The organism is Paraburkholderia rhynchosiae (genome assembly GCF_002879865.1).
GTDB classification, from domain to species: Bacteria; Pseudomonadota; Gammaproteobacteria; order Burkholderiales; family Burkholderiaceae; genus Paraburkholderia; species Paraburkholderia rhynchosiae.
Genome location: NZ_PNXY01000034.1, coordinates 17,479 through 38,348 on the forward strand (window position 1 = coordinate 17,479; position 20,870 = coordinate 38,348).

The window sequence follows — 20,870 nt, forward strand, 5'->3', positions numbered from 1 at the left end:
GTTCTAGATATGGTTGCAATCTCCAAGTCTGATGCAATGGAAGTGGTAGCGGATCCGAACGACTTCAATAAGAAGTCTGGAAACTTCCTGGAAAGGTTGATATTCAATCACAGGGCGTGGGTGATCCTTGGTAGCACATTGCTGACGGTGTTCTTCGCGTTTCAGTTGCGCGGCTTGGCTATCAGTGCGAGCTACGACAAGATGCTGCCCGTGTCCCACCCCTACATTAAGAATTTCATTGCGAATCGGGGCGAATTGCGGGGGTTGGGTGACACCGTGCGTGTGGCCGTGGAGAATCCGCGCGGCGACATTTTTGACCCGGAATACCTTGAAACGTTGGGGAAAATCAACGACGAACTGTTTCTGTTGCCAGGCGTTGACCGGGCATGGATGAAGTCCATCTTTACACCGGTTGTGCGCTGGACAGAGGTGACGGAGGAGGGATTTGTCGGCGGTCCGGTGTTGCCTGATGCCTTTAATGGATCGCCGGACTCGATTGCAAAGCTTCGCCTCAACATTGCGCGCGCTGGCGTAGTTGGTAGCCTTGTCTCCAACGACTACAGGTCGAGCATGATCGTGATCCCCTTGCTGGCAAAAAACGCGGAAGGAAAGCCGCTGGACTATCACACGCTATCGACGAAGCTGGAGGAAATTCGTAGCAGGTACACCCAGTCTTCGTCTGACGGCAAACCACGCGTGGCAATCCACATCACCGGGTTTGCCAAGCTGGTTGGCGATCTCATCGACGGTCTCGGGAAAGTCATGTATTTTTTCCTTGCCGCCGCATTCGTGGCAAGCGTCATTATCTATCTGTTCACTCGGTGCCTTCGCAGCACCATCCTTGTTGTGATGTGTTCGTTGATTGCGGTCGTCTGGCAACTTGGAATCGTTGCTCTACTGGGCCGCAGCATCGATCCGTTCTCTGTTCTCGTTCCCTTTCTTGTGTTCGCTATCGGCGTCTCTCATGGTGCGCAAAAGATGAATGGCATCATGCTCGATGTCGGGCGGGGTACGCACAAGTGGATCGCGGCACGCTACACGTACCGTCGGTTATTTCTCGCTGGCATGACGGCACTGCTCGCTGATGCAGTCGGCTTTGGCGTGCTGATGGTCATCGACATTCCCGTGATCCGCGAGTTGGCCATGACCGCGAGCCTCGGCGTAGCCGTGCTCATCTTCACCAACCTCATACTGCTGCCGGTGTTGCTTTCATACGTAGGTGTCAGCCCGTTGGCAGCGAAGCGTTCGCTGACGCTAAGTCAGGAGGAAAACCGCGGACGGGGCTTGGGGAGGGTTTGGAGTCTGCTGGACCGGTTCACCGAGCGCCGCTGGGCGACCACAGCTTTAGTGGCGGCACTGGGGCTTGGGGCTGTGGGTTATGTAGGCAGCCTCGGGCTCAAGGTGGGTGACCTCGACGCCGGTGCGCCGGAGCTGCGACCTGATTCCCGCTATAACCGGGACGATGCGTTTATCACTTCCCGCTACAGCACATCCAGCGACGCCTTCGCTGTAATGGTCAAGACACCACCGGGTCAGTGCCGTTCGTTTTCTACCCTGGTCGAAGCGGATCGGCTCGAATGGACGCTCGACCAGGTCCCTGGTGTACTGCGTACGGCATCGCTGGTTGATACTGTCCGTCTCTACACTATGGGCGACTTCGAGGGTAACCCGAAATGGATGACGATCAGCGAAAGCCAAGGTCTGATCGATCCTCAGGTTACCAATGCATTGCTGTGGAACTCCGAGTACCTGAACAACGATTGTTCGGTATTGCCCGTGGTTGCATATCTCTCGGACCACAAAGCCGCAACGTTGGATCGGGTCACTGAAGCCGTGCAAAAGTTTGCAGCCGCGCACGATACTCACGACCGACAGTTTCTTCTGGCCGCAGGCAATTCGGGTGTCGACGCAGCGACGAACATCGTCGTCAGCAACGCTAACCGTACGATGTTGTTCTACGTTTATGGCGCCGTTATTTTGCTCGGCTTGATCACTTTCCGAAATTGGCGTGCCGTCGTTGTGGCCATCCTTCCTTTGGTCCTCACGTCGATTTTGGCTGAGGCCGTCATGGTGGCGCTCGGCATCGGCGTCAAGGTTGCAACGCTGCCGGTCGTAGCGCTGGGCGTCGGCATTGGCGTGGATTACGCGCTCTATCTGCTTAGCGTGCAACTAGCGCAACAGCGGCAAGGGCTCAGTTTGCAGGAGGCATATAAGAATGCTGTTGCCTTCACCGGCAAGGTGGTGGGGCTGGTCGGCGTGACACTTGCAGCCGGCGTGGTTACGTGGGTCTGGTCGCCGATTAAGTTCCAGGCCGATATGGGCATCATGCTCACGTTCATGTTCCTCTGGAACATGATCGGGGCACTCGTTCTGATTCCTGCGCTGTCGCACTTTCTGCTCCAGGACGTTCGAGTGACGACTACCGTTCGTACAAATTCACTTAGAGCATAAGGAAACCACCATGAACCAAGCTCGACTTAGACCCGATCGGACTACGCTGGTGGAGATATATCGGCGAATGGTTCTCATCAAGCTGAACGATGAGCGATTTCGTTCGATCATTAAGTCCGGGAAACTGGCGATGACCTACTACTCGCCGCGGGGCCAGGAAGTTATTCCATCTGCATTGTCGGTACACTTAACGAACGACGATTACCTTTGCACCATTTATCGTGGCATCCACGACATGCTGGCTAAGGGCGTCCCCTCAAAGCTTCTCTGGGCCGAACTGGCGGGTCGTGCTACGGGTACCTGCAAAGGAAAGGGCGGACCGATGCACGTGACTCATCCGGGTAGCGGAGTCATGGTGACGACCGGTATCGTCGGTAGCAGCATGCCGATCGCCAACGGCCTGGCGCTCGCAGCACAGATTCGTGGCGAAAAGCGGATCGCCGTTGCGACGTTCGGCGACGGGGCGAGCAACATCGGGGCCTTCCACGAGGCGTTGAATCTCGCTTCGCTATGGAAGCTGCCGGTGATCTTCCTCTGCCAGAACAATCGTTATGCAGAGCACACGCCGTATGCCACGGGCACATCGATCGGCCGCATCGCTGATCGCGGTGCAGCCTACGGGATGCCGTCGATCCACGTTGACGGCAACGATCCAATTCTCATGTGGCAGGCCGCCGGCGAAGCTGTTGCGCGGGCCCGCGAAGGCGGCGGGCCAACTCTGATCGAGGCTATGACCTTCCGGTTCCATGGCCATGTGTTCGGCGATGCCGATGCGTACATGGATCCGGCAGAGAAGGCCTCGGCTGTCGAAAACGACCCGGTTCCGCGCTATCGGTCTTGGCTGATCGCAGAGACTCACGCTAGCGAAAGCGAGCTAGAGGTAATTGAAAAGACTATCGAGAAAGAAATTGACGCAGCCGTCGAATTCGCGCTTGCCAGTCCCTATCCCGACGTCGCCGAGTTGCAACGCGATGTCTATGCGCAGGAGATCGAAGTATGAACGCTCCGAAAATGAATTTGGTCCAAGCGGTAAATCTGGCTCTTGACGATGCACTATCGTCGGACGGGAACGTGATTGTCTTCGGCGAAGACGTCGCGGACCGTCAAGAGGGTGGCGTGATGGGGGTCACGAAGGGCTTGTCGACCAAGCATGGCGACGTTCGGGTGCGATCGACGCCGATCTCGGAGCAGGCGATCATAGGCGCGGCGATCGGCGCTTCGCTTGCCGGCATGCGTCCGGTGGCAGAAATCATGCTGATGAACTTCACGACCGTCGCGATGGACATGATCGTCAATCATGCGGCCAAGCTGCGATTCATGTCCGGCGGTCAGACGCATGTTCCCATCACGATTCGCACGATGACCGGTGCTGGGTTTGGAGTGGGAGGACAGCATTCAGACTTTCTGGAGGCATGGTTCGCTCACACGGCTGGGCTCAAAGTCGTGGCGCCCGCCACGCCCGCAGATGCTTACGGTCTTCTGTTGTCATGCATAGAAGACGACGATCCCTGTATTTTTATCGAGAATATGGTCACCTATTGGAGCGATGGGCCGGCTCCCGAGCGGGGCATTCGTATTCCGCTGGGAAAGGCCAGTGTTGTCCGACAGGGTACTGACGCGACAATCATCGCGTACAGCAGACAGGTGTTGGATGCTTGCGCAGTCGCAGACAATTTGCAGAGGGAAGGGATTTCCGTGGAGGTTGTCGACCTTCGCACGGTGGCACCGTTCGATGTCGCGACGATACTTGATTCCGTCGCAAAGACTCGAAGAGCGATTGTCGTGCATGAGGCGGTCAAGCCCTTTGGCGTGGGTGCTGAAATATCTGCCCGCATTCACGAAGAGTTGTTCAGCCAGCTCAAGGCCCCCGTGCAGCGGGTCGCGTCCGCCTTCTGCCCCGTACCGTTTAGCAAGCCGCTTGAAACCGCTTTCGTTCCCAGCGTCGGACAGATTGAGGCCGCCGTTCGCAAGACGCTTGGCTGATCCGAATTCAACCTGCTCCTATGGAAGGTGATTGTCTATGAGTACCGATGTTCTTATGCCGAAGCTTGGTTTTTCGATGAATGAGGGAACCGTGGTCGAATGGCTGGCGGCTGATGGTGCAACGATCAGTGAAGGGCAACCGTTGTATGCGCTCGAGAGCGACAAGTCGGTTCAGGAAGTGGAGGCACCAGCCTCGGGGACGCTGAAGATCATCGCGAGCGTCGGTCAGGTTTATCCGGTTGGCGAGCTGCTCGCCCACATCGGCTGAGGCGGAGGCTATTGAAGCGATGAAATCGTCATCTGGATTCCACGTCGATTTGCCCCCGTGGCCTGAAGTGGATTTTGCGGCCTTCGGGGAAACGGAAACGTTACCTTTGTCGCGAATTCAAAAACTGACCGCTGGCTATCTGTCTCGCAATTGGCTTGCTATTCCGCAAGTGACCCACCACGACGAAGCGGATATTACGTCTCTCGACGCATGTCGAGCACAGCTAGCGGAGCAATGCGGCTCTCGAGTGACTCCTTTGGCGTTCATCGTCAAGGCGTTGGCGCAAGGGCTGCGTGAATTCCCGCGCTTCAACGCCTCCCTTGACGCTGACGGTCAGAACCTGATCGTCAAGAAGTATTTCCACATAGGTATCGCTGTAGATACACCGTCGGGTTTGCTGGTCGCAGTGATACGGGACTGCGACAAGAAGAGTGTGGTGGAACTTGCTGGCGAAATCCATTCAATTTCTGCGCGTGCCAGAGAAAAGGGACTGCCTATGAGTGACATGGTAGGCGGGTGTATGACCATCAGCTCACTCGGCAACATCGGCGGTACAGCGTTTTCGCCGATTATCAATGCGCCGGAAGTGGCAATTTTGGGCGTCACCAAGGCGCAATGGAAGCCGTGCCGCAACGACAACGCGATCGACTGGCGGCTCATGCTGCCGCTGGCGCTGACCTACGATCATCGCGTCATCAATGGTGCGGATGCCGCACGATTCGCGGTGTTCGTGGCCGATGTACTTGGCCGGCCCCAGTCGTTGATCGAATAGAAAGGAAACAGTTGAAACGCTAATCCAGCGTTCCATAAACCACGATTTTTTTGCTAGGAGTCGTTCATGTCCAAATGGGTGCGTGACGCCAACTGCTTTATCTCGAGATTTACCGTCGACCCGCAGCATAGGGAAGAATTTCTTGCTGCACTAGACGAGTTGGCCAGGAATGCCGAGTCCTGGTATGAGGAAGGCTGCAATTTCGCTTTTCATGGATGGGCCCGCAATCCTAACGAATGGGTAGCGATCGCCTCCTGGAAATCCGAGGAGTTTGTAAACAGGATGCGTCAGACACCCTGGTACAAGGACACTCAGCAACGGATGCTCGAGTGCAGTACGGATGCAATGGTGATGGAGCAGTTCAGCGGCATGAATTGCGACCGCTCGGTGTTTGAGCAATATCCGGCTGGGAGTTCTCAGGTACATATGAAGACAAAGACGCTCGACGTGGTTTTCCTGTAGCCATTGCTCGTCAAATGATTTGCTCCCGGAGTTCGCGAAAGCGATTTTCCCGGGGTGCTGTGCCACATCGAATGTTTGTTCCTGAAGGAGATGAGCATGCGTAAGTTCAAGCGCGGTCATGCGGAAGTTCGAGGCGTTGTGGATGCGTCCGCTGAACAGGTTTGGGAATTGCTAACGGATTGGGCTGGCCTGCTTAGATGGTGGGTCAAACCTGGCGAGGGCGGCCGTCCAGGGCCCGACCTCGCAAGCGTTGAGTTAGAGGGTGATCCGCACAACGTGCCACGGACGCGCGTCGTTCGCCACGTGACCGGGTCCGTCGTCGATGAAACGTTGCTGGTTCAGAACGACGAGACCCGACGCATCTACTACAACATGGTCTTCCGCCCCAACCCTGGCGGCGCCGTCTTGCGTAGCGAGTTTGAGAACTATCTGGCGACTACTACTGTGGATACCCTGCCGGACGGTAAGACGCTGATGACGTTCAAGGCCGAGTTTGACATCGTCGAATCCGCCGACCTCGACCTCATGCGCTCGCTCATCGAAAGGACTTGGACAGACGCAATCTTGCAAGGCTTTCGACGTTACTTTGCCAACGCGAAGACGTCGTAGCGTTGACCAGTGATTTCTACCAGATAAGAAGTCAAGCGGCCGGCCTGTCATGGCCGATTTCGACTTGGCAGTCAATCCATATCATAGGCACCCAGCCTTAGAGGAGGCATCGAATGATTCGCAAGACGACGCATATCATCCCGGTTTTGCTGGCCGTGATTTTTTCCGGTCAGTCGGTGGCGGCAGTTAGCGAAACGGAAGCGCAGCGACTGAAGGGCCCTGAGCTAACGCCGATGGGCGCGGAGGCAGCAGGAAACAAGGACGGCACCATCCCGGCCTATAAGGGAGAAGGTCTGAGTGCCCCGGCGGGATTTGGTAGCGACTCCTCCGACCCATACAAACGCCCCGATCCTTTTGCCAACGAAAAGCCGCTTTACACAATCACGGCCAAAAATGCCGCGCAGTACGCGGATAAGCTCGACGGCATGCTCGAGATGTTCAAACGCTATCCGGATTTCCGAATGGACATCTACCCTACTCATCGCACGGTCACGTACAACAAGACCGTTATTGAAAATACGCTGAAGAACGCGACCGACTGTAAGGGAAAGAATGGCGACCTTCAGCTGGAAGGTTGCTGGGGCGGGCTGGCGTTCCCGATTCCGGCCAACGGCGCGCAGGCCATGTGGGACCACTTGACGAACTATCGCGGCTTTGCATGGGGCGGGTACACGAATTCCTATGTGGTCTCCGCGAACGGCTCGTCGTACCTTGTGGGCGGGAACAAGGTTGCGGAGCAATCTCCCTACTACGACCCCAAGGCAACGGCGCCGGCGATGGGCAAAACCATATATTGGGCCTTTCGGGACGATACTGATGCGCCATCGAGTCGGAACGGAGAAAAACTGGTTCTGATCGATCCGCTTGACGTGCTCGATGTCGGCCGTCGTGCCTACCAGTACTTTCCTGGACTGCGTCGCGTCAAGCTTGCCCCTTCTTTGGCCTATGACACCCCGAGCCCGGCAGCGGGCGGTGCGGCAACGATGGATGATTCTTCAGTGTTTCTGGGAGCGCTAGATCGTTACGACTGGAAGTTGGTTGGCAAAAAGGAAAAATACATTATGTACAACAACTTCAAGCTAACAGACCACACGAGTTGTGACGATAAGAAACTCTTGACAAAGGACTTCGCGAATCCCGATTGCGTACGTTGGGAGTTGCACAGGGTCTGGGTGGTGGAAGGAAAGCTAAAGCCGGGTTATCGCCATATTTATGCTCGCCGTATGTTTTACTGGGATGAAGATAGCTTCGGTGCGGGGCTCTCGGAGAACTACGATGCAGCCGGCAAACTGTATCGCGTAGTGACCGCTCTCAGTGTTCCATATTACGTGAGCGAGGGCGGTGGAATGCTGGCGGAGGATACGTTTAATTACGATTTGCAGACCGGTGTTTGGTCTGCACAGGGTTCGTTAAGTAACGTCGGCGCGGGCATCGTGCACCAGAAGCCCAAGAGCATGGACTTTTTCTCGCCGGAGACCATGGCGGGGGAGGGTGTCCGGTAGGTTCGTCGATTTTCACGCGCGTCCCGCAGGCTGCATGTGCGGAACGCGCGCTCTACCGCAGTTGTCTGATGGCGCGCTTCCTGTGCGGAAACGCTCTTTAGACCAGTTGGGTTTCCATCGATTGACGCAGTTGAATTCTCTATATAGTATGCTTGCATATCAAAAACTCCGGTGTGCTGAACAGCCGCGGGCGGTGAGGGACCAGGAGAGCGGGCGAAGCCTTCTGGCTACAAGGAGATGGAATTCATGAAAATCGGCATTATCGGTACCGGTCACATCGGGAAGACCTTGGTCCATAGGTTGAGCGGAGCTGGACATGACGTGAAGGTGGCTAACTCCCGCGGCCCGCACACCATCGGGGCCGACGTCCTCGCCTCCGGCGGGCGAGCAGTTCACGCGGCGGAGGCCGTGGCGGACGTCGACGTCGCCATTCTCTCAATTCCCCTGTGCCGTATTCCAGCGATCGCACCGCTGATCGCTGCGGTATCGGTCGAAACGGTTGTCATCGACACGTCAAACTACTATCCCGTACGTGACGGCAGGATTGTCGCCATTGAGAGCGGTCAAGTCGAGAGCCTTTGGGTGGTAGAGCAGTTGGGACGTACAGTCGTCAAAGCATGGAACGCGATCGGTTCCGATTCTTTTGCCAAGAAGGGAAGAGCCGCGGGCAGTCCGGACCGCATCGCTATCCCCGTCGCAGCGGACCGAGAAGCGGATCGCAAGATTGGAATGGCTCTCGTCAACGACACGGGGTTCGACGGGTTCGATGCGGGCCTCCTTGCGCAATCGTGGCGGCAGCAACCTGGCGCGCCGAGCTACTGCACTGATTTAACCGGCGACGAGATGCCTGCTGCGCTGGCGTCAGCCGAAGCGGCGAGGTTGCCTAAGCGGCGTGACCTTGCGTTCGCAGCAGTGATGGAACGGATCGAGGGAGTCTCAACGAACCCGGATGCCGAATACTCCCTCCGTTTGAACCGTGCGTTGTTCATGTGAGTCCCTGCGCAAATCCTCCGTGGATCATCTCGCCCTACCAGGACCGGCTCACGCGATAGCAGGTCGCTGTGAAGCAGAGCAAGGGCAGCAGTACCGGGTGCAAAACTAGCTCCAGTAAAGAGGACGAGACGCAATGATAGATAGAGATCTTGAAGGCAAAGCGGCTCTTGTGACAGGTGGCACCCGCGGTATCGGCAAAGCAGTCGCGCTCGCATTGGCGGTAAGAGGCGCGAACGTATTTATCAACTACCGGGAATCCGAGGCTGCCGCGGCTGACGTCGTCAGTGAGATCGAAAAGCATGGCGTCAAAGCCATTGCTCGCCCGTCGGATATGGCAGATCCCATTGCATGCCGGCGCATGATCGATGGCGTAGTGGCCACATTCGGCAGGCTTGATATCGTGGTCAATAACGCTGGAATTGCTCATCTTCAGCGCTTGGGGGATGACAGCGACTGGGCCGCGGCGGATAGGGTGTGGGCAGTCAATACATTCGGTGTAGTCGCTACGATCAGGGCGGCCGCGAATGTTATGGCCGATGGAGGCCGCATCATCACGATCGGCTCGGTCAGCGGACGAAAGGCTGGAATGGCGGGATCTGCGGACTATTGCGGGTCGAAAGCAGCCGTCGCAGGCTACACGCGGGGTGCTGCGCACGACCTGGCGCCGAGGAAGATCACTGTCAATCTGATTGAGTCGGGGATGATGAATACAGACCTGGCCCATGCTATGCCCGAGGCCGATAAGATCAGGATCATGACTGGAATTCCTTTGAACCGATTCGGTGACCTTGAAGAAATCGCCGCGCTCGTCTCCTATCTGACGAGCCGGGCAGGAGCCTATATTACAGGCGCGACACTGACAATCGACGGTGGTTTCTCAGCATGAAGATGGGTGCTCGGAAGGCGAGAACGGCTGGGTCGCCTCAGTGCTCCTCGGACAGACGGGTCAGCCCGTGCGACCTCGTTGCGAAGTTCCTAGCGACCTACGCAAGGCGGGAGCTGAAAAGCCAGCCGGTAGTCAGGGCGCACGTCTGAGCTAACGCCGGAAATTGGGCATCGGTGCAAGCTGTATGCACCTGCGCAGTTCCCATTGTGGAGAGGATTTGATGTCATACACGCATGTAGATAAGCCTATCCGAATTGGCAATATCGAGATCAAGAACAGGACATTCCGGCCAGCGCACGGGACCGGTATAGGCTTGGGCTGGATGAACGATGCGCTGATTGCCTACCATGAGGAGCGGGCACGCGGCGGCGTCGGGCTTATTATCAACGAGGTCGGATCGGTTCACCCATCAACGGCGCTGCTCCAGAACATTTACGATCCCAATATCGAAGGCGGGATGCGCAAGCTGGTCGACCGGATAAAGCCCCATGGAACGAGGCTTTTCCAGCAACTCTGGCATGGAGGGCATTACGGCGGCTGGGACGGGTCAGTGCCGTGGAGTTCATCAGACATTCCAAACGTTGAAGCGGGCGTTGTGCCAGTTCGCATGAGCAAGGCAATGATCGATGAGATCATAGGCTCGTTCGCCGAGTGCGCGTACCGCATGGAGCAATACGGACTTGATGGCGTCGATGTACATTGCGCGCACGGTTACCTCTTCCATCAGTTTCTTTCGCCTCTTACCAACGACCGCGAGGACGAATATGGCGGGAGCTTCGAAAACCGCCTTCGCTTCACGATTGAGGTGATGAAGGCGATTCGAAGCGCTGTCTCTGCGAATTTCGTCGTGGGAGTCCGCATCGGCCCGGATCTCGCGCCTGGAGGGATTGGAATTGAGGAAACTCTTCGAGTTGCACGGACACTGGAAGACCAGCGGCTGATCGACTATGTAAACGTCTCTGTGGGCAATTATTGCCGCAACGACAAAATGATTGGCGGAATGAATGAGCCCCCTGGTTACGAATTGTCAACCAGCGCTCCCATCACGCACAACGTAAAGATACCGACGCTCATCACGGGCCGGTTCCGGACGCTGGAAGAAATTGATCAGGTCATCCGCGCTGGCGACGCTGACATGGTTGGACTGGTTCGGGCAATGATCGCCGATCCGAGACTGGTTTCAAAAAGTTTGGCGGGCGACGCCGATCGTGTTCGCCCGTGCATTGCTTGCAACCAGGCGTGCGTGGCCAATCAGGTCCGAGGCCTGCCGATCGAATGCGCCGTCAATCCGGGCGCGGGTCATGAGCTGGAACGCGGCGATCACATGCTCGAACGGGCACCAGAGTCCCGCGTGATCCTGGTTGTCGGCGGTGGGCCCGCAGGTCTTGAAGCCGCGCGTGTTGCGGCGATTCGCGGACACAAGGTCATTTTGGCCGAAGCGAATTCATACCTTGGTGGTTCGATTCGGACCGCCGCAAAGGTACCTACGCGGCACACTCTAGTTGATATCGTGACCTGGCTCGAGGAGGAAGTCTATCGGCTGGGCGTCGACGTGCGACTGAACACCTATCTCGATGCTGCTGATGTGCATGAAATCCGCCCTGACGCGGTGATTATCGCAACAGGGGCGATGGAGCGAATGGACGGGATTCAGTCTTCTCACCTCGGGGAGCCGATCAAAAACGTCGCTCGCAAGGGCGTGATTTCGTCGACCGAACTGTTCATGGCAACACCTGCAGAGTTGGGGCGCAGTGCAGTTGTCATCGACGACGTCGGCCATTTCGAAGGCCTTGGTGCGGCTGAGTTCCTGATCAACCAAGGCCTTGAAGTGACCTACATCACCCCAAGGCGGGAGGTCGGTCCGCTCGCGCGGCAGACGCTGATGGTCGAACCTTATCTGCAGCGGATGCAGGGTAAGCCATTCCGCTACATGATACGCACTCGCGCCATTGCGATCGAACAAGGCGAGGTCGTTGTCGGCCCTGCCTATCTATTCGATACGCTTGCCGATTCCAGCAAGGTGCGAGCAGATACGGTAGTTCTCGTTTCACACAATAGGCCAAATCGCGACGTCTACGATGCCTTGGTAGGTCAGATCGAAAACCTCCACGTTGTAGGAGATGCCGCCTCGCCGCGGTTCTTGCAAACGGCCATCCGTGAAGGCCATATCGCCGGCAAGTCCGTCTGACGGGCTCGCGCCAGGAATGCCTGTTATTTCGGACCTGGTTGTCTTTACGCAGCATTTTTTGTCTCGGTGACTAGTGCTGCGTCTCACCCATATGAGGTTGTCGCCATGCCAAGAGTGGCCGTGCTTCTAGATCAGAATGCCTATAACCTGGCATCTGACGAACTCATCGGCGCAGTGAAACAGATTGAACAATTGGGGTACGAGAGTGTTTGGCTGCTCGACTCCTTTAGCCGAGATCCGTTTATCACTGCTTCGTTCATACTCAGCAAGACGGACAAGATTGCGGTCGGGACCGGTATCGCGACGGTCTACAGCCGTGATGCCATGGCAGCTGTACAAGCACGAGAGACTCTTTCGGAATACTACCCTGGACGCTTCCTGATGGGACTCGGTGCGTCAAATGAGACGATCGTGAAAATGCGGGGAGGGGCGTGGATGCCGCCCGTGAAGAAGATGTCAGCGTACCTGGAAGCAATGGTAACCACGGAACTGGCCCATCCGCGCCCAAGAGCCCTCGCACCTATCTACCTTGCTGCCCATGCGCCCGGTTTGCAGAATCTGGCTATCAAGCATGCTAGCGGGATCATCACATGGATCCTTCCCGTAGACAGTGTCCGGGTCGCTCGGAGTCATATTGGCAACGACCTCGAGATCACCGCGAATTTCCCTTGCGTTGTGAACGCAAACGAAAACGAGGCTCGAAAGATTGCCCGAGAATTTTTATCGTCATACCTACAGCTCGATTATTACCGGTCTGCCTATACGGCGATAGGTTTCGCGGCCGATGACTTCGAAAATGGCGGAAGCGATCGACTGATTGATGCAATCGTCGCTTGGGGGGACCCGCCAAAGATCAAGCAGCGCGTGGATGAATACGAGGTCGCGGGAGCCACGCGGGTCGTTCTCAACCCGATCCGTGGCGCAGCGGGCGATGTACCCGGAAGAGAGTGGAATGCAGAGTCCGACTTGGAAAGCTTGATTAAATTAGCTCCGTTGTTGCTTTAATGGATTAGGAACGGTCATCGCTCGAGGTGGTCATTAAAGAGGCTGTAACTCTTTAAATCACCGGTAAAGATCCGGACTTTATGCAACAGAGCCCAACCATCGAGAGCGGCCAGCGGCCTAACCCTATGGAATAGGAGGTTTAATATGTCTGAGAAGAGAGTAGTGGGGGTAATGTGCGCGAGTGGACGCATGGGGCAGGCGCAAGTTCGTCAGTTGCTCGCGACCGGCCACAGTCCGCGTGCATTTTCGCGTAGTTGGAAAGCCGTTGCGGAGGAGTTTCGTAGCGTGAAGGCGGTCGCGGCTGACTTTGGCGACGTGGAGTCCATGGCGTCGGCGTTCGAGGGCCTTGACGCGATTTTCAGCACCATTCCGTCCTTCGCAGGCGCGAACTCGTTTCAATACGCGCGTAATCTCATTGACGCCGCGAAACGCGCCGACGTTACCCGGATTGTCCACAATTCCGCCATGTGGGCCCCCGACACACCATGCGGAGAGCCGCTCTACGACTTGGTTCTCGAACTTGAGAACATTTTTGCTGCTTCCGGTCTTGACGTAACGATATTCCGGCCAGTGCTTTTCATGGACAATCTGCTGACCCGCTTCCAAAAGCCCGATCTTGTCGGACGCGGGCTGTATCGCTATTGTCAGAGGCCAGGCCTGATGGCCAACTGGATTTCGATGGATGATCTTGCTAAGTTCATGGTTGCGGCCTTGGATCGGGACGACTTGATTGGTCGACGAGTTGTGGTTGGCGGCCCGCAAACGCTAGCCATTGAAGAAGTTGTCTCCATTCTTTCTGAAATTCTTGGACGCTCCATAACCTACGAATATGAAAGCCCGTATGACCTCGGCGTGAGAATGCACGGTGTTCTTGGTCTCGGTGATCAATTCCCCCGTGAGGCGTACGCCGAGATGATGCGCAGCTTCTATACGTTTAACAACGAGTCTGCCCATCAACCGTTCGTTGTCGACATGGCAACGGTACTAAAGGAAATACCCATTCATATGAGTACCCTTCGTGAATGGGCATCACGTCAAGACTGGTCATTAGAAGCGAAGGGACCCGTCGCGGTAGGTTCACTGGCAGGGTGAGAAAAAAGTCAATTGATCGATGTTGAAGACCCGCATCTGTCATCTGGAAACCGGCAAGGGTGACTAGGAGACTACCGAGTCGCCAGGATGGAGCCTTACTTAGGAGCGAACCATGAAGAAAATGATAGTCCTTCTTAAAAAAAAGGAAGGTATGTCGTTTGAGGATTTCCGTAATCATTATGAGAACGTCCATGTTCCCCTGTGCGCCAAATGGATCGGACATCTGTTCCACGATTTCCGTCGGTATTACCCGAAAAACCTGAACAACCTGTATCACGGTCGCCCCGACGCCGATTCAGGTACTGCCGCAGGCACACCCTATGATGCCATCTCCGTCTACACGATCAAGGATGAAACTTCCTTCGAGGAGCTGATGCGGATTGGCCAGAACCCGGAGTTCCTACGGCTCATCACAGAAGACGAGGAACGCTTTTGCGATCGAGCTGCGACCCTCGAGGGCAGCGCAGAGGAATTTTTCGGGCCAGGAATCAATGGATAAGGTCGCGGCATCGCCACTCTGCGTCTGCGGCTCCGAAAAAAAGCCGCTTTTGTTTTCGGGGATTGAAAGGAAGAAATCATGAAGGCTTGGTTATTCACTGCACCGCACGAGCCCTTGCAACTGATAGAGCGCGAGACGCCCCGGCCAGGTCCCGGCGAGGTGATACTTGAGTTGCGTGCCACTGGGCTTTGCCATAGTGACGTCGGATGCATTGATGGAACTATTACAGCCATGATGGCAAAGCAGCCGCCGATCATTCTCGGTCACGAAATGGCCGGCGTGATCGCCGAGGTGGGACCGGGTGTAACGGACTACCAGGTCGGCGATCGAGTCGTCGCCTCAGCTAGTCCCGATTATTGCCCGGGATGGGGAGTGGATGGAGGCTATGCAACGCACTGTCTGTTGCGGGAACAGATCCTAATTCCTTTGCCCTCGGAGGTGAGCTTTGTGCAAGGTGCCGCGGCAACGGACGCGGGGCAAACGTCCTATGGCGCGTTGATGGGCACAGGCGAACTCAGGGCCGGCCAGCGTGTCGGGATCATCGGTCTTGGGGGCCTCGGAATGACCGGCGCGCGAATCGCCGTGCTTAACGGTGCCGAGGTTTATGCTGCCGAGCCTCGTCGCGAAGCCTGGGCTATGGCTAAAGAGCAAGGTGTTCGTGAAGTAGTCGCGGACGTGCTGGATCTGGCGCAATACAACTTGGATCTGATCGTCGACTTCGCTGGATTCGGCACCACCACCGCCGGCGCGATCAACGTAGTCCGGCCGGGCGGTATCGTTGTCTTGGTCGGTCTGGGCGTGACCGAGGCGACGATTTCCACCGGCGCGCTGATTGGACGCAGTGTTAGCCTTCGGGGCAACAATGGCGGACGCCCCGGCGATACGGCTGCCGTGCTGGGACACATGAAGGCCGGCGAACTGGAGATAAAGGCTAGCGTCATCCCGTTCGAGGAGATCCCCCAAGGACTTGAGCGACTCGAGGCACGTAAGGTCGTTGGACGACTCGTCGCCGAAGTCAACTGAGATGTCGGACTCTGGCCAGCTTGGAATAGTGCGTCGACAAATTACTGGAGTTGCTATGAATGCGGAAGATCGAATCGCGATTCAGGAATTGAATCATCGCTACGCGTACTTTGTGGACTCTTTCGAAGTCGAATCGTGGGTAGATGTATTCGCTCCGGATGCCTTCTTCGACGAGAGCGAATTCGGCAATGGCGTGTTCGTTGGACACGATGCCATTCGGCAATACGCGTCCTCAATCGCTGAAAAGACGGCCCATCTGGTGCATCTGATGAGCAACCTTATCATCTGGGAGGGCGACTCGAGTTCGGCTCGCGGGACGGTCTTCGGACTAGTGGAGTCAATGCGCAAAACCGGTCAGCGGTCGCGTTATCAGGTCAAGTACGACGATGAGTACGTCAAACTCGATGGGATCTGGAAGATCGCCAAGCGCGTGTTGCGCAAGACGTTTCCTCCTGAGACGGTCGAATGAACGTGTCTTGAGTGGAAGGTCGCACGCGGGACATCTCAGATCAGCCCTGATGGCACCGCGTGTGGGACACCTTCAAATGCGAAGAGTACGGCGCCGGGGCGCTTCGCGCAGCATGCCGTCTCGCGCTACGTGCTGGTCACTGGGTGCTTCACTTCTCTTGTTGGAACAGCTGAATGTCCTTCTCTGGACTTGAAATAAGTTCCGTGTAACAAACCGCTCCCGCCCTTGTCGGCTTGTATCAACTGCGTGCCCTGATGACTTCAGGGCGCAAACCTGGGATGCTGCGAACGCTGGACTTTGATCTGGTGGAGGTCAATCCCGGCACGGCTGTTTTTGCCGGCCAGCCGGGAGAGCGCATGCATATAACCGGATCGGAACGGTCCACGGAGGCTATGCGGCAACCTTGCTGGACTCCGCGTGCGGCTGTGCCGTTCAATCCGGGGCTGTCGGCGGAGCAGGCCTACACGACTCTTGAATTAAAAGTTTCCTATCACAAGGCGATCACCAAGGACACTGGGCGCTTGCGGGCAACGGGCAATGCCGTGTCCGTAGGGCGGCGTGATCGGAAGGTCGGCCCGCGCTGCGGCGTTTGGCATGCTACGGCACCTCTGGACGGGGACCAAGCGGCGTGCAGCCCCCTGTGACTTAAAAGGCGCCGCAAGTGGCTGGGCTGGCTCACCGGCTCATTCGCGGCAAAAGCTTCGGCCTACGCGCTCGTCACTCGTGCAACGAGCGGTTGATTTTGAGCAAATCCTCGCCCGTGTATCCCGGCGCCAAGCCTGCCATCTTTTGCAGCGTGAGGTCGCGCAACTGAGGGGAGCGAGCCTTGTCTGCCTTGGTCAACGCGAGCCTAAGCTCGTCTGCGTCAAGATCAGTGCAATAGGCCGGCGCGCCCGGCTGGTGCCGCCACGATTCGGCGAGCGTTCCTGCATCGATGGCGTCGAATCCGGCCTCGTCGACGAGACCGATGACGATCTTTTTTGCTTGCGCGTCGTCGCCGGACACGGGCAGCGCGATCCGCCCCTTCGTGCCCGCCGGTTGGCCCTTGGTGGCGAGGCTCTGCGCCATGATACTGTTGAACGCCTTCACTACTGGCCGTCCGATCTGCTGCGAGACCCATTGGCTTTCCGGGATTCCACCTTCGATCGCAGTGATCGTTTCGTCCCTCACCGCGGGATAGTAGTTGCCGGTATCTATGATGACCACGTTCTCCGGGAGGCCGGCGAAGAGGGCCTTCGGCAAATGCGGGACCGCTTTCTGCGGAATCGAGATGACGACGACATCGACGTCTTTTACTGCGTCGGTCACCGTGGCGGCGACCGCGCCGGCCTCCGTCGCAAGGGACTGGATACTCTGGGGCCCGCGGGAGTTCGCCAGCAAGACTTGATGGCCGGCTGCGCTGAATTTGCGAGCGAGCGTAGCGCCGATATTTCCCGCCCCGATGATACCTATCTTCATGGTCGTTTCCTTAATTACTGGGTTAAATGGTGAGGTAGTCTCGATGCGATATTTCGAACCGTACGAGGCACATATCCAGCAGGTCATGATGAGCATGGATCTATTGAAATCAGAAAAACTCACTGGCGAACTTTCTCATCGTGTGGAACCCCTCGCTAACGGAATAGCAGGCGGGACAGAAAATAATTTCATCCAGGCCTAGCGCTTCATAGTTGGGGAGATTGTCCTTCTCCGCCTGGACAAGTTCGATGTTCGTCGCGGCCAGTTGTTTATACAGATCCGAAAGCTGCCGGCCGCTATCCGCCATGATCGTGGTGAGTTCGTCGAGAATGCGCTTGAATTCTGGGAACGTTTTCCAATTTATCTGGAATCCATCTCCATATTTCGCAATGCGCCTGAGGGCGGGTGGCGTTTCCCCTCCGACGATGATTGGCGGATGGGGCTTTTGTACCGGCAGGGGGTTGAGGCGTCCGCCGGTAAAATCGATGAACTTGCCACGGAACGCCTGCCCGCTTCCCGACCATAGCAGCTTCATGACGTCGAGGTATTCGTCGGCACGTTGGCCGCGCTGCGCAAACGGAACCCCGAGCGCCTCGAATTCTTCACGCATCCAGCCAATACCAACGCCGTAGCTGAAGCGCCCGCCGCTGACAAAATCCAGAGTGGCCACAGCCTGAGCCTGTTGAATGGGCGGGCGGTAGCCCAAGACCGCAATTCCTGTCGCAAGGCGGACGCTTTTGGTGGCGCCGGCGATCGAGGCCAGTAGGACGAGCGGATCGTACCAAGGCCATCTGGGGTCGAACACACCAGCAGGGTAGGCGGATGCGTCGAATTCTTCGGGACCCAGTACATGATCTCCCAACTGGATTGAATGAAAACCGATCCTCTCGGCTTCCTGTGCAAAACGCACAACGTCATCGGCACTGGGGGAGAGACCCAGCAGTGTGCTGCAGCTTATTCCGTACTTCATTTCGCCGTCCGTTTGGTTGTCGACGCGGAGGTTTTGGTCCAGTGACAACTATTCGCCGCGAGTCGTCCTTCATTCTCGAACCTCCTGCCCAACGTCTTGAGAGCAAGCTGTGGTTCGAAGGCACAAGACCAGGCAAAGTGGTTGGTAGGGCGGCCCGAGCTCGCCCAAGCATTCGACAGTTCATTGGCAACTGATCCCGCCGTCGACGATAAATTCGGCGCCCGTCGAAAAGCGCGATTCATCGCTGGCTAGAAGCAGAACTACATTGGCGACCTCGTCGGGCTCGCCCGGCCGACCGGCGGGAGTCGCGGCGATAAATTGAGCGGTACTCGCTTCAGATTCCGGCGTCGAGACGGTCATCGGAGTACTGATCAAACCTGGATGGACTGAGTTGACCCTGATGTTATATGGCGCCAACTCGATGGCAGCTGATTTGCTCATGCCGCGCACCGCAAATTTCGAGGCAGTGTACGCAAGCACCTCCGCGGCGCCGAACAGACCCGCGACAGACGAGATGTTGATGATAGACCCTCCGCCAGCGCGCTTCATTGAAGCAATGACCGACTTCATGCCGAGAAAAACGGAGACCTGATTGACATCGATCACCCGGCGGTAGTCACGTTCTTCCATGACTTCAATCGGACTGTGGGCGACGATGCCAGCGTTGTTGACTAGCACGGACACAGGGCCAAACGCTTCCTCGGTCTCGCCGACAACGCGCTGCCATTGATCTTCCTTAGTCACATCGTGGTGGAGATAGCGCGCGCTTTCTCCCAGCGAGGCAGCGGTCTCTTCGCCTTCCGCGTCGAGCACGTCGGTCAACATGACTTTTGCGCCTTCCTCGATCAACCGGCGCGCATGCGCGGCGCCCATGCCTCGCGCGGCGCCTGTTACGATAGCGACCTTGCCGCTCACTCGGCCCATGTTGGCCTCCTTGAATGGACTTGTTGCTTTGATATATGTTGGGCGTCGTCGTGCGCCCATTGCGACGGCAGTCAGCGGACTCCTGTCTGCGCTGCCCTGCGCTTCGAGAGGTAGTGGTTGAGCCCGTTGAAAATCGCCTCATAAACTGCTTCGAGCGTGTCGCGCACCACATCCACGTTGCCCGGCTCAAGAACGTCGAAGGTCGACGTGATCGTCATGCGGCAACGCTCTTGAGAGAGCGGATCGAGACTCCATGAAGCGAGATAGTTCCGCGCGCCGAGTAGAAAGCCGTCGCTCGCGTTGTAGTAGAGCCGGTGCGCCACCGGATCTTCGTGAAGCAGCGTCTCGCGATTCACCACGGGAAGTTTGGCGCCGTCGGCATTTGATCGCTCGATCACCTTGGTACGTGGAACCTGTCCTTTTTCACCCTCAAGATACGTCTTATGGGCCTTCATGCCTCCGTCTTCTAGCTCGTTGCCCCACCAATCCATGTTTCCCCAATCGGTGAGCAATTGCCAGAGCGGCTCGACGTTGCTCTCGATGATTCCCTCTCGCTTGCCAGAGCCTCTTTGTACGTTAGACATTAGAAACCTCCTTATTGAGACCACTTCATTCCGATATAAACAGTCGAAAAGTTGGTGGATGATGGGCCACTAATCTCTCTTCTCATGGAGAGTTGTCGGCAAGGGCCGCCAGGGTAATGCTGGCGGCGCACGGTTGATTGCTTGAATTGTTTCTACCGCTCAACGACTCGATCCTTCCGCGGGCAGTTGCGCATTGACCGTTTCCGGCGGGAACGTCTTGCGCAGTATTCGCTTCCCGATCTTCCAGGAGCCAGCGATCTTCACATACTCGTCTTCGTACCTGACCTGATAGCGGGTGCGCTCACCACGCTTGCTGAGTGCCTCCACGAGACCGAAGACCGTCCCGCGAGCTGTGTCAAAGTCGTGGGACCAAATAATGTGGTTGCTCATCAGATGTACCGCATGCTGTGTAACCGCCACAATGTCATGACCGTAGCGTCGGATGGCGTCGTGCCCCACAAAAAGATCATTGCCAAATTCGCGCTCGTCGAAGATTGCGTTGGGCGCGAATACCCTGACCCATTCATCGATCTCAAAGCAATCCACGAAATAAGCGTACCGGTGGTTGAGTTCCTGAATCTCCAAGCGATCTTCTACGTTCATTGGAACCTCTGCAACAGGTTAAGTGGAGGTGAGAGTTGCCCCCGGTGGTGCAGAGGGGGCCGCGGTACGAGCCGATTTTCTCTGCTACAGCCCAATTCGCGAATCCGGCGACCGCCGACTATGAAACGT

General features: G+C 56.8%; 21 protein-coding genes. 16 read left to right on the plus strand and 5 right to left on the minus strand.

Annotation, left to right across the window (positions count from 1 at the left end; translation table 11 throughout):
* Positions 1 to 9: 9 nt before the first annotated feature.
* The 16 genes from C0Z16_RS30750 (at position 10) to C0Z16_RS30825 (ending at position 16,202) form a co-directional block, all read left to right on the plus strand.
* On the plus strand, positions 10 to 2,451 hold the full coding sequence (locus C0Z16_RS30750; protein WP_102635816.1) for an efflux RND transporter permease subunit: 2,442 nt from the start codon (positions 10 to 12) through the stop codon (positions 2,449 to 2,451).
* A gap of 67 nt (positions 2,452 to 2,518) precedes the next feature.
* Positions 2,519 to 3,451 (plus strand): thiamine pyrophosphate-dependent dehydrogenase E1 component subunit alpha, encoded by a 933-nt coding sequence (locus C0Z16_RS30755; protein WP_244201414.1) that lies wholly within the window; start codon positions 2,519 to 2,521, stop codon positions 3,449 to 3,451.
* On the plus strand, positions 3,448 to 4,434 hold the full coding sequence (locus tag C0Z16_RS30760) for an alpha-ketoacid dehydrogenase subunit beta (RefSeq protein WP_102635818.1): 987 nt from the start codon (positions 3,448 to 3,450) through the stop codon (positions 4,432 to 4,434). Before C0Z16_RS30755 ends, C0Z16_RS30760 begins: the two co-directional genes overlap by 4 nt.
* Before the next feature lie 37 nt (positions 4,435 to 4,471).
* The gene (locus tag C0Z16_RS30765; protein ID WP_102635819.1) at positions 4,472 to 4,702 is read left to right on the plus strand and encodes a biotin/lipoyl-containing protein; all 231 of its coding nucleotides are present in this window, start codon (positions 4,472 to 4,474) and stop codon (positions 4,700 to 4,702) included.
* A 19-nt stretch (positions 4,703 to 4,721) separates the two neighbouring features.
* The gene (locus C0Z16_RS30770; RefSeq protein ID WP_102635820.1) at positions 4,722 to 5,474 is read left to right on the plus strand and encodes a 2-oxo acid dehydrogenase subunit E2; all 753 of its coding nucleotides are present in this window, start codon (positions 4,722 to 4,724) and stop codon (positions 5,472 to 5,474) included.
* A gap of 66 nt (positions 5,475 to 5,540) precedes the next feature.
* On the plus strand, positions 5,541 to 5,936 hold the full coding sequence (locus C0Z16_RS30775; RefSeq protein WP_102635821.1) for a putative quinol monooxygenase: 396 nt from the start codon (positions 5,541 to 5,543) through the stop codon (positions 5,934 to 5,936).
* 96 nt (positions 5,937 to 6,032) lie between these two features.
* Complete coding sequence (locus C0Z16_RS30780) at positions 6,033 to 6,545, plus strand: SRPBCC family protein (RefSeq protein WP_158244544.1); 513 nt, start codon at positions 6,033 to 6,035, stop codon at positions 6,543 to 6,545.
* Between the two features lie 113 nt (positions 6,546 to 6,658).
* On the plus strand, positions 6,659 to 8,047 hold the full coding sequence (locus tag C0Z16_RS30785; RefSeq protein WP_102635823.1) for a DUF1329 domain-containing protein: 1,389 nt from the start codon (positions 6,659 to 6,661) through the stop codon (positions 8,045 to 8,047).
* A 237-nt stretch (positions 8,048 to 8,284) separates the two neighbouring features.
* A complete protein-coding gene (locus tag C0Z16_RS30790; RefSeq protein WP_102635824.1) occupies positions 8,285 to 9,040 on the plus strand; it encodes an NADPH-dependent F420 reductase in 756 nt (251 codons plus the stop codon).
* Positions 9,041 to 9,173: 133 nt separating this feature from the next.
* Entirely contained in the window at positions 9,174 to 9,926 is a 753-nt protein-coding gene (locus tag C0Z16_RS30795; RefSeq protein ID WP_208638652.1) for an SDR family oxidoreductase, read from the plus strand.
* A 220-nt stretch (positions 9,927 to 10,146) separates the two neighbouring features.
* Entirely contained in the window at positions 10,147 to 12,114 is a 1,968-nt protein-coding gene (locus C0Z16_RS30800; RefSeq protein WP_158244545.1) for an oxidoreductase, read from the plus strand.
* A gap of 120 nt (positions 12,115 to 12,234) precedes the next feature.
* Positions 12,235 to 13,119 carry an LLM class flavin-dependent oxidoreductase gene (locus tag C0Z16_RS30805; RefSeq protein ID WP_158244546.1) on the plus strand — a complete coding sequence of 295 codons (885 nt, stop codon included), beginning with the start codon at positions 12,235 to 12,237 and terminating at the stop codon, positions 13,117 to 13,119.
* A gap of 144 nt (positions 13,120 to 13,263) precedes the next feature.
* The gene (locus C0Z16_RS30810; protein ID WP_102635827.1) at positions 13,264 to 14,211 is read left to right on the plus strand and encodes an SDR family oxidoreductase; all 948 of its coding nucleotides are present in this window, start codon (positions 13,264 to 13,266) and stop codon (positions 14,209 to 14,211) included.
* Between the two features lie 112 nt (positions 14,212 to 14,323).
* On the plus strand, positions 14,324 to 14,710 hold the full coding sequence (locus tag C0Z16_RS30815; protein ID WP_102635828.1) for an EthD domain-containing protein: 387 nt from the start codon (positions 14,324 to 14,326) through the stop codon (positions 14,708 to 14,710).
* Positions 14,711 to 14,788: 78 nt separating this feature from the next.
* On the plus strand, positions 14,789 to 15,733 hold the full coding sequence (locus C0Z16_RS30820) for a zinc-binding dehydrogenase (RefSeq protein ID WP_102635829.1): 945 nt from the start codon (positions 14,789 to 14,791) through the stop codon (positions 15,731 to 15,733).
* 55 nt (positions 15,734 to 15,788) lie between these two features.
* Positions 15,789 to 16,202: a nuclear transport factor 2 family protein gene (locus C0Z16_RS30825; RefSeq protein WP_158244547.1), complete on the plus strand. Its 414-nt coding sequence runs from the start codon at positions 15,789 to 15,791 to the stop codon at positions 16,200 to 16,202.
* 717 nt (positions 16,203 to 16,919) lie between these two features.
* Here the strand turns inward: C0Z16_RS30825 and C0Z16_RS30835 are convergent.
* From C0Z16_RS30835 to C0Z16_RS30855, 5 genes are all read right to left on the minus strand, one after another.
* Complete coding sequence (locus C0Z16_RS30835; RefSeq protein ID WP_279635087.1) at positions 16,920 to 17,756, minus strand: NADPH-dependent F420 reductase; 837 nt, start codon at positions 17,754 to 17,756, stop codon at positions 16,920 to 16,922.
* 13 nt (positions 17,757 to 17,769) lie between these two features.
* Positions 17,770 to 18,678 carry an LLM class F420-dependent oxidoreductase gene (locus tag C0Z16_RS30840; RefSeq protein WP_102635831.1) on the minus strand — a complete coding sequence of 303 codons (909 nt, stop codon included), beginning with the start codon at positions 18,676 to 18,678 and terminating at the stop codon, positions 17,770 to 17,772.
* A 132-nt stretch (positions 18,679 to 18,810) separates the two neighbouring features.
* On the minus strand, positions 18,811 to 19,554 hold the full coding sequence (locus tag C0Z16_RS30845) for a glucose 1-dehydrogenase (RefSeq protein ID WP_102635832.1): 744 nt from the start codon (positions 19,552 to 19,554) through the stop codon (positions 18,811 to 18,813).
* A gap of 71 nt (positions 19,555 to 19,625) precedes the next feature.
* Positions 19,626 to 20,138 (minus strand): SRPBCC family protein, encoded by a 513-nt coding sequence (locus C0Z16_RS30850; protein ID WP_102635833.1) that lies wholly within the window; start codon positions 20,136 to 20,138, stop codon positions 19,626 to 19,628.
* Between the two features lie 159 nt (positions 20,139 to 20,297).
* Positions 20,298 to 20,741: a nuclear transport factor 2 family protein gene (locus C0Z16_RS30855; RefSeq protein ID WP_102635834.1), complete on the minus strand. Its 444-nt coding sequence runs from the start codon at positions 20,739 to 20,741 to the stop codon at positions 20,298 to 20,300.
* Between the last annotated feature and the right edge of the window lie 129 nt (positions 20,742 to 20,870).

What these genes read in the sequence shown, in the direction of transcription:
- C0Z16_RS30790 (WP_102635824.1), top strand. Translation starts at nt 8,285, where the DNA reads ATGGAATTCATGAAAATCGGCATTATCGGTACCGGTCACATCGGGAAG.
- C0Z16_RS30815 (WP_102635828.1), top strand. Translation starts at nt 14,324, where the DNA reads ATGAAGAAAATGATAGTCCTTCTTAAAAAAAAGGAAGGTATGTCGTTT.
- C0Z16_RS30795 (WP_208638652.1), top strand. Translation starts at nt 9,174, where the DNA reads ATGATAGATAGAGATCTTGAAGGCAAAGCGGCTCTTGTGACAGGTGGC.
- C0Z16_RS30755 (WP_244201414.1), top strand. Translation starts at nt 2,519, where the DNA reads ATGGTTCTCATCAAGCTGAACGATGAGCGATTTCGTTCGATCATTAAG.
- C0Z16_RS30780 (WP_158244544.1), top strand. Translation starts at nt 6,033, where the DNA reads ATGCGTAAGTTCAAGCGCGGTCATGCGGAAGTTCGAGGCGTTGTGGAT.
- C0Z16_RS30855 (WP_102635834.1), bottom strand. Translation starts at nt 20,741, where the DNA reads ATGAACGTAGAAGATCGCTTGGAGATTCAGGAACTCAACCACCGGTAC.
- C0Z16_RS30765 (WP_102635819.1), top strand. Translation starts at nt 4,472, where the DNA reads ATGAGTACCGATGTTCTTATGCCGAAGCTTGGTTTTTCGATGAATGAG.
- C0Z16_RS30775 (WP_102635821.1), top strand. Translation starts at nt 5,541, where the DNA reads ATGTCCAAATGGGTGCGTGACGCCAACTGCTTTATCTCGAGATTTACC.
- C0Z16_RS30835 (WP_279635087.1), bottom strand. Translation starts at nt 17,756, where the DNA reads ATGCTCATCATGACCTGCTGGATATGTGCCTCGTACGGTTCGAAATAT.
- C0Z16_RS30785 (WP_102635823.1), top strand. Translation starts at nt 6,659, where the DNA reads ATGATTCGCAAGACGACGCATATCATCCCGGTTTTGCTGGCCGTGATT.
- C0Z16_RS30770 (WP_102635820.1), top strand. Translation starts at nt 4,722, where the DNA reads ATGAAATCGTCATCTGGATTCCACGTCGATTTGCCCCCGTGGCCTGAA.
- C0Z16_RS30810 (WP_102635827.1), top strand. Translation starts at nt 13,264, where the DNA reads ATGTCTGAGAAGAGAGTAGTGGGGGTAATGTGCGCGAGTGGACGCATG.
- C0Z16_RS30825 (WP_158244547.1), top strand. Translation starts at nt 15,789, where the DNA reads ATGAATGCGGAAGATCGAATCGCGATTCAGGAATTGAATCATCGCTAC.
- C0Z16_RS30750 (WP_102635816.1), top strand. Translation starts at nt 10, where the DNA reads ATGGTTGCAATCTCCAAGTCTGATGCAATGGAAGTGGTAGCGGATCCG.
- C0Z16_RS30820 (WP_102635829.1), top strand. Translation starts at nt 14,789, where the DNA reads ATGAAGGCTTGGTTATTCACTGCACCGCACGAGCCCTTGCAACTGATA.
- C0Z16_RS30800 (WP_158244545.1), top strand. Translation starts at nt 10,147, where the DNA reads ATGTCATACACGCATGTAGATAAGCCTATCCGAATTGGCAATATCGAG.
- C0Z16_RS30850 (WP_102635833.1), bottom strand. Translation starts at nt 20,138, where the DNA reads ATGTCTAACGTACAAAGAGGCTCTGGCAAGCGAGAGGGAATCATCGAG.
- C0Z16_RS30760 (WP_102635818.1), top strand. Translation starts at nt 3,448, where the DNA reads ATGAACGCTCCGAAAATGAATTTGGTCCAAGCGGTAAATCTGGCTCTT.
- C0Z16_RS30845 (WP_102635832.1), bottom strand. Translation starts at nt 19,554, where the DNA reads ATGGGCCGAGTGAGCGGCAAGGTCGCTATCGTAACAGGCGCCGCGCGA.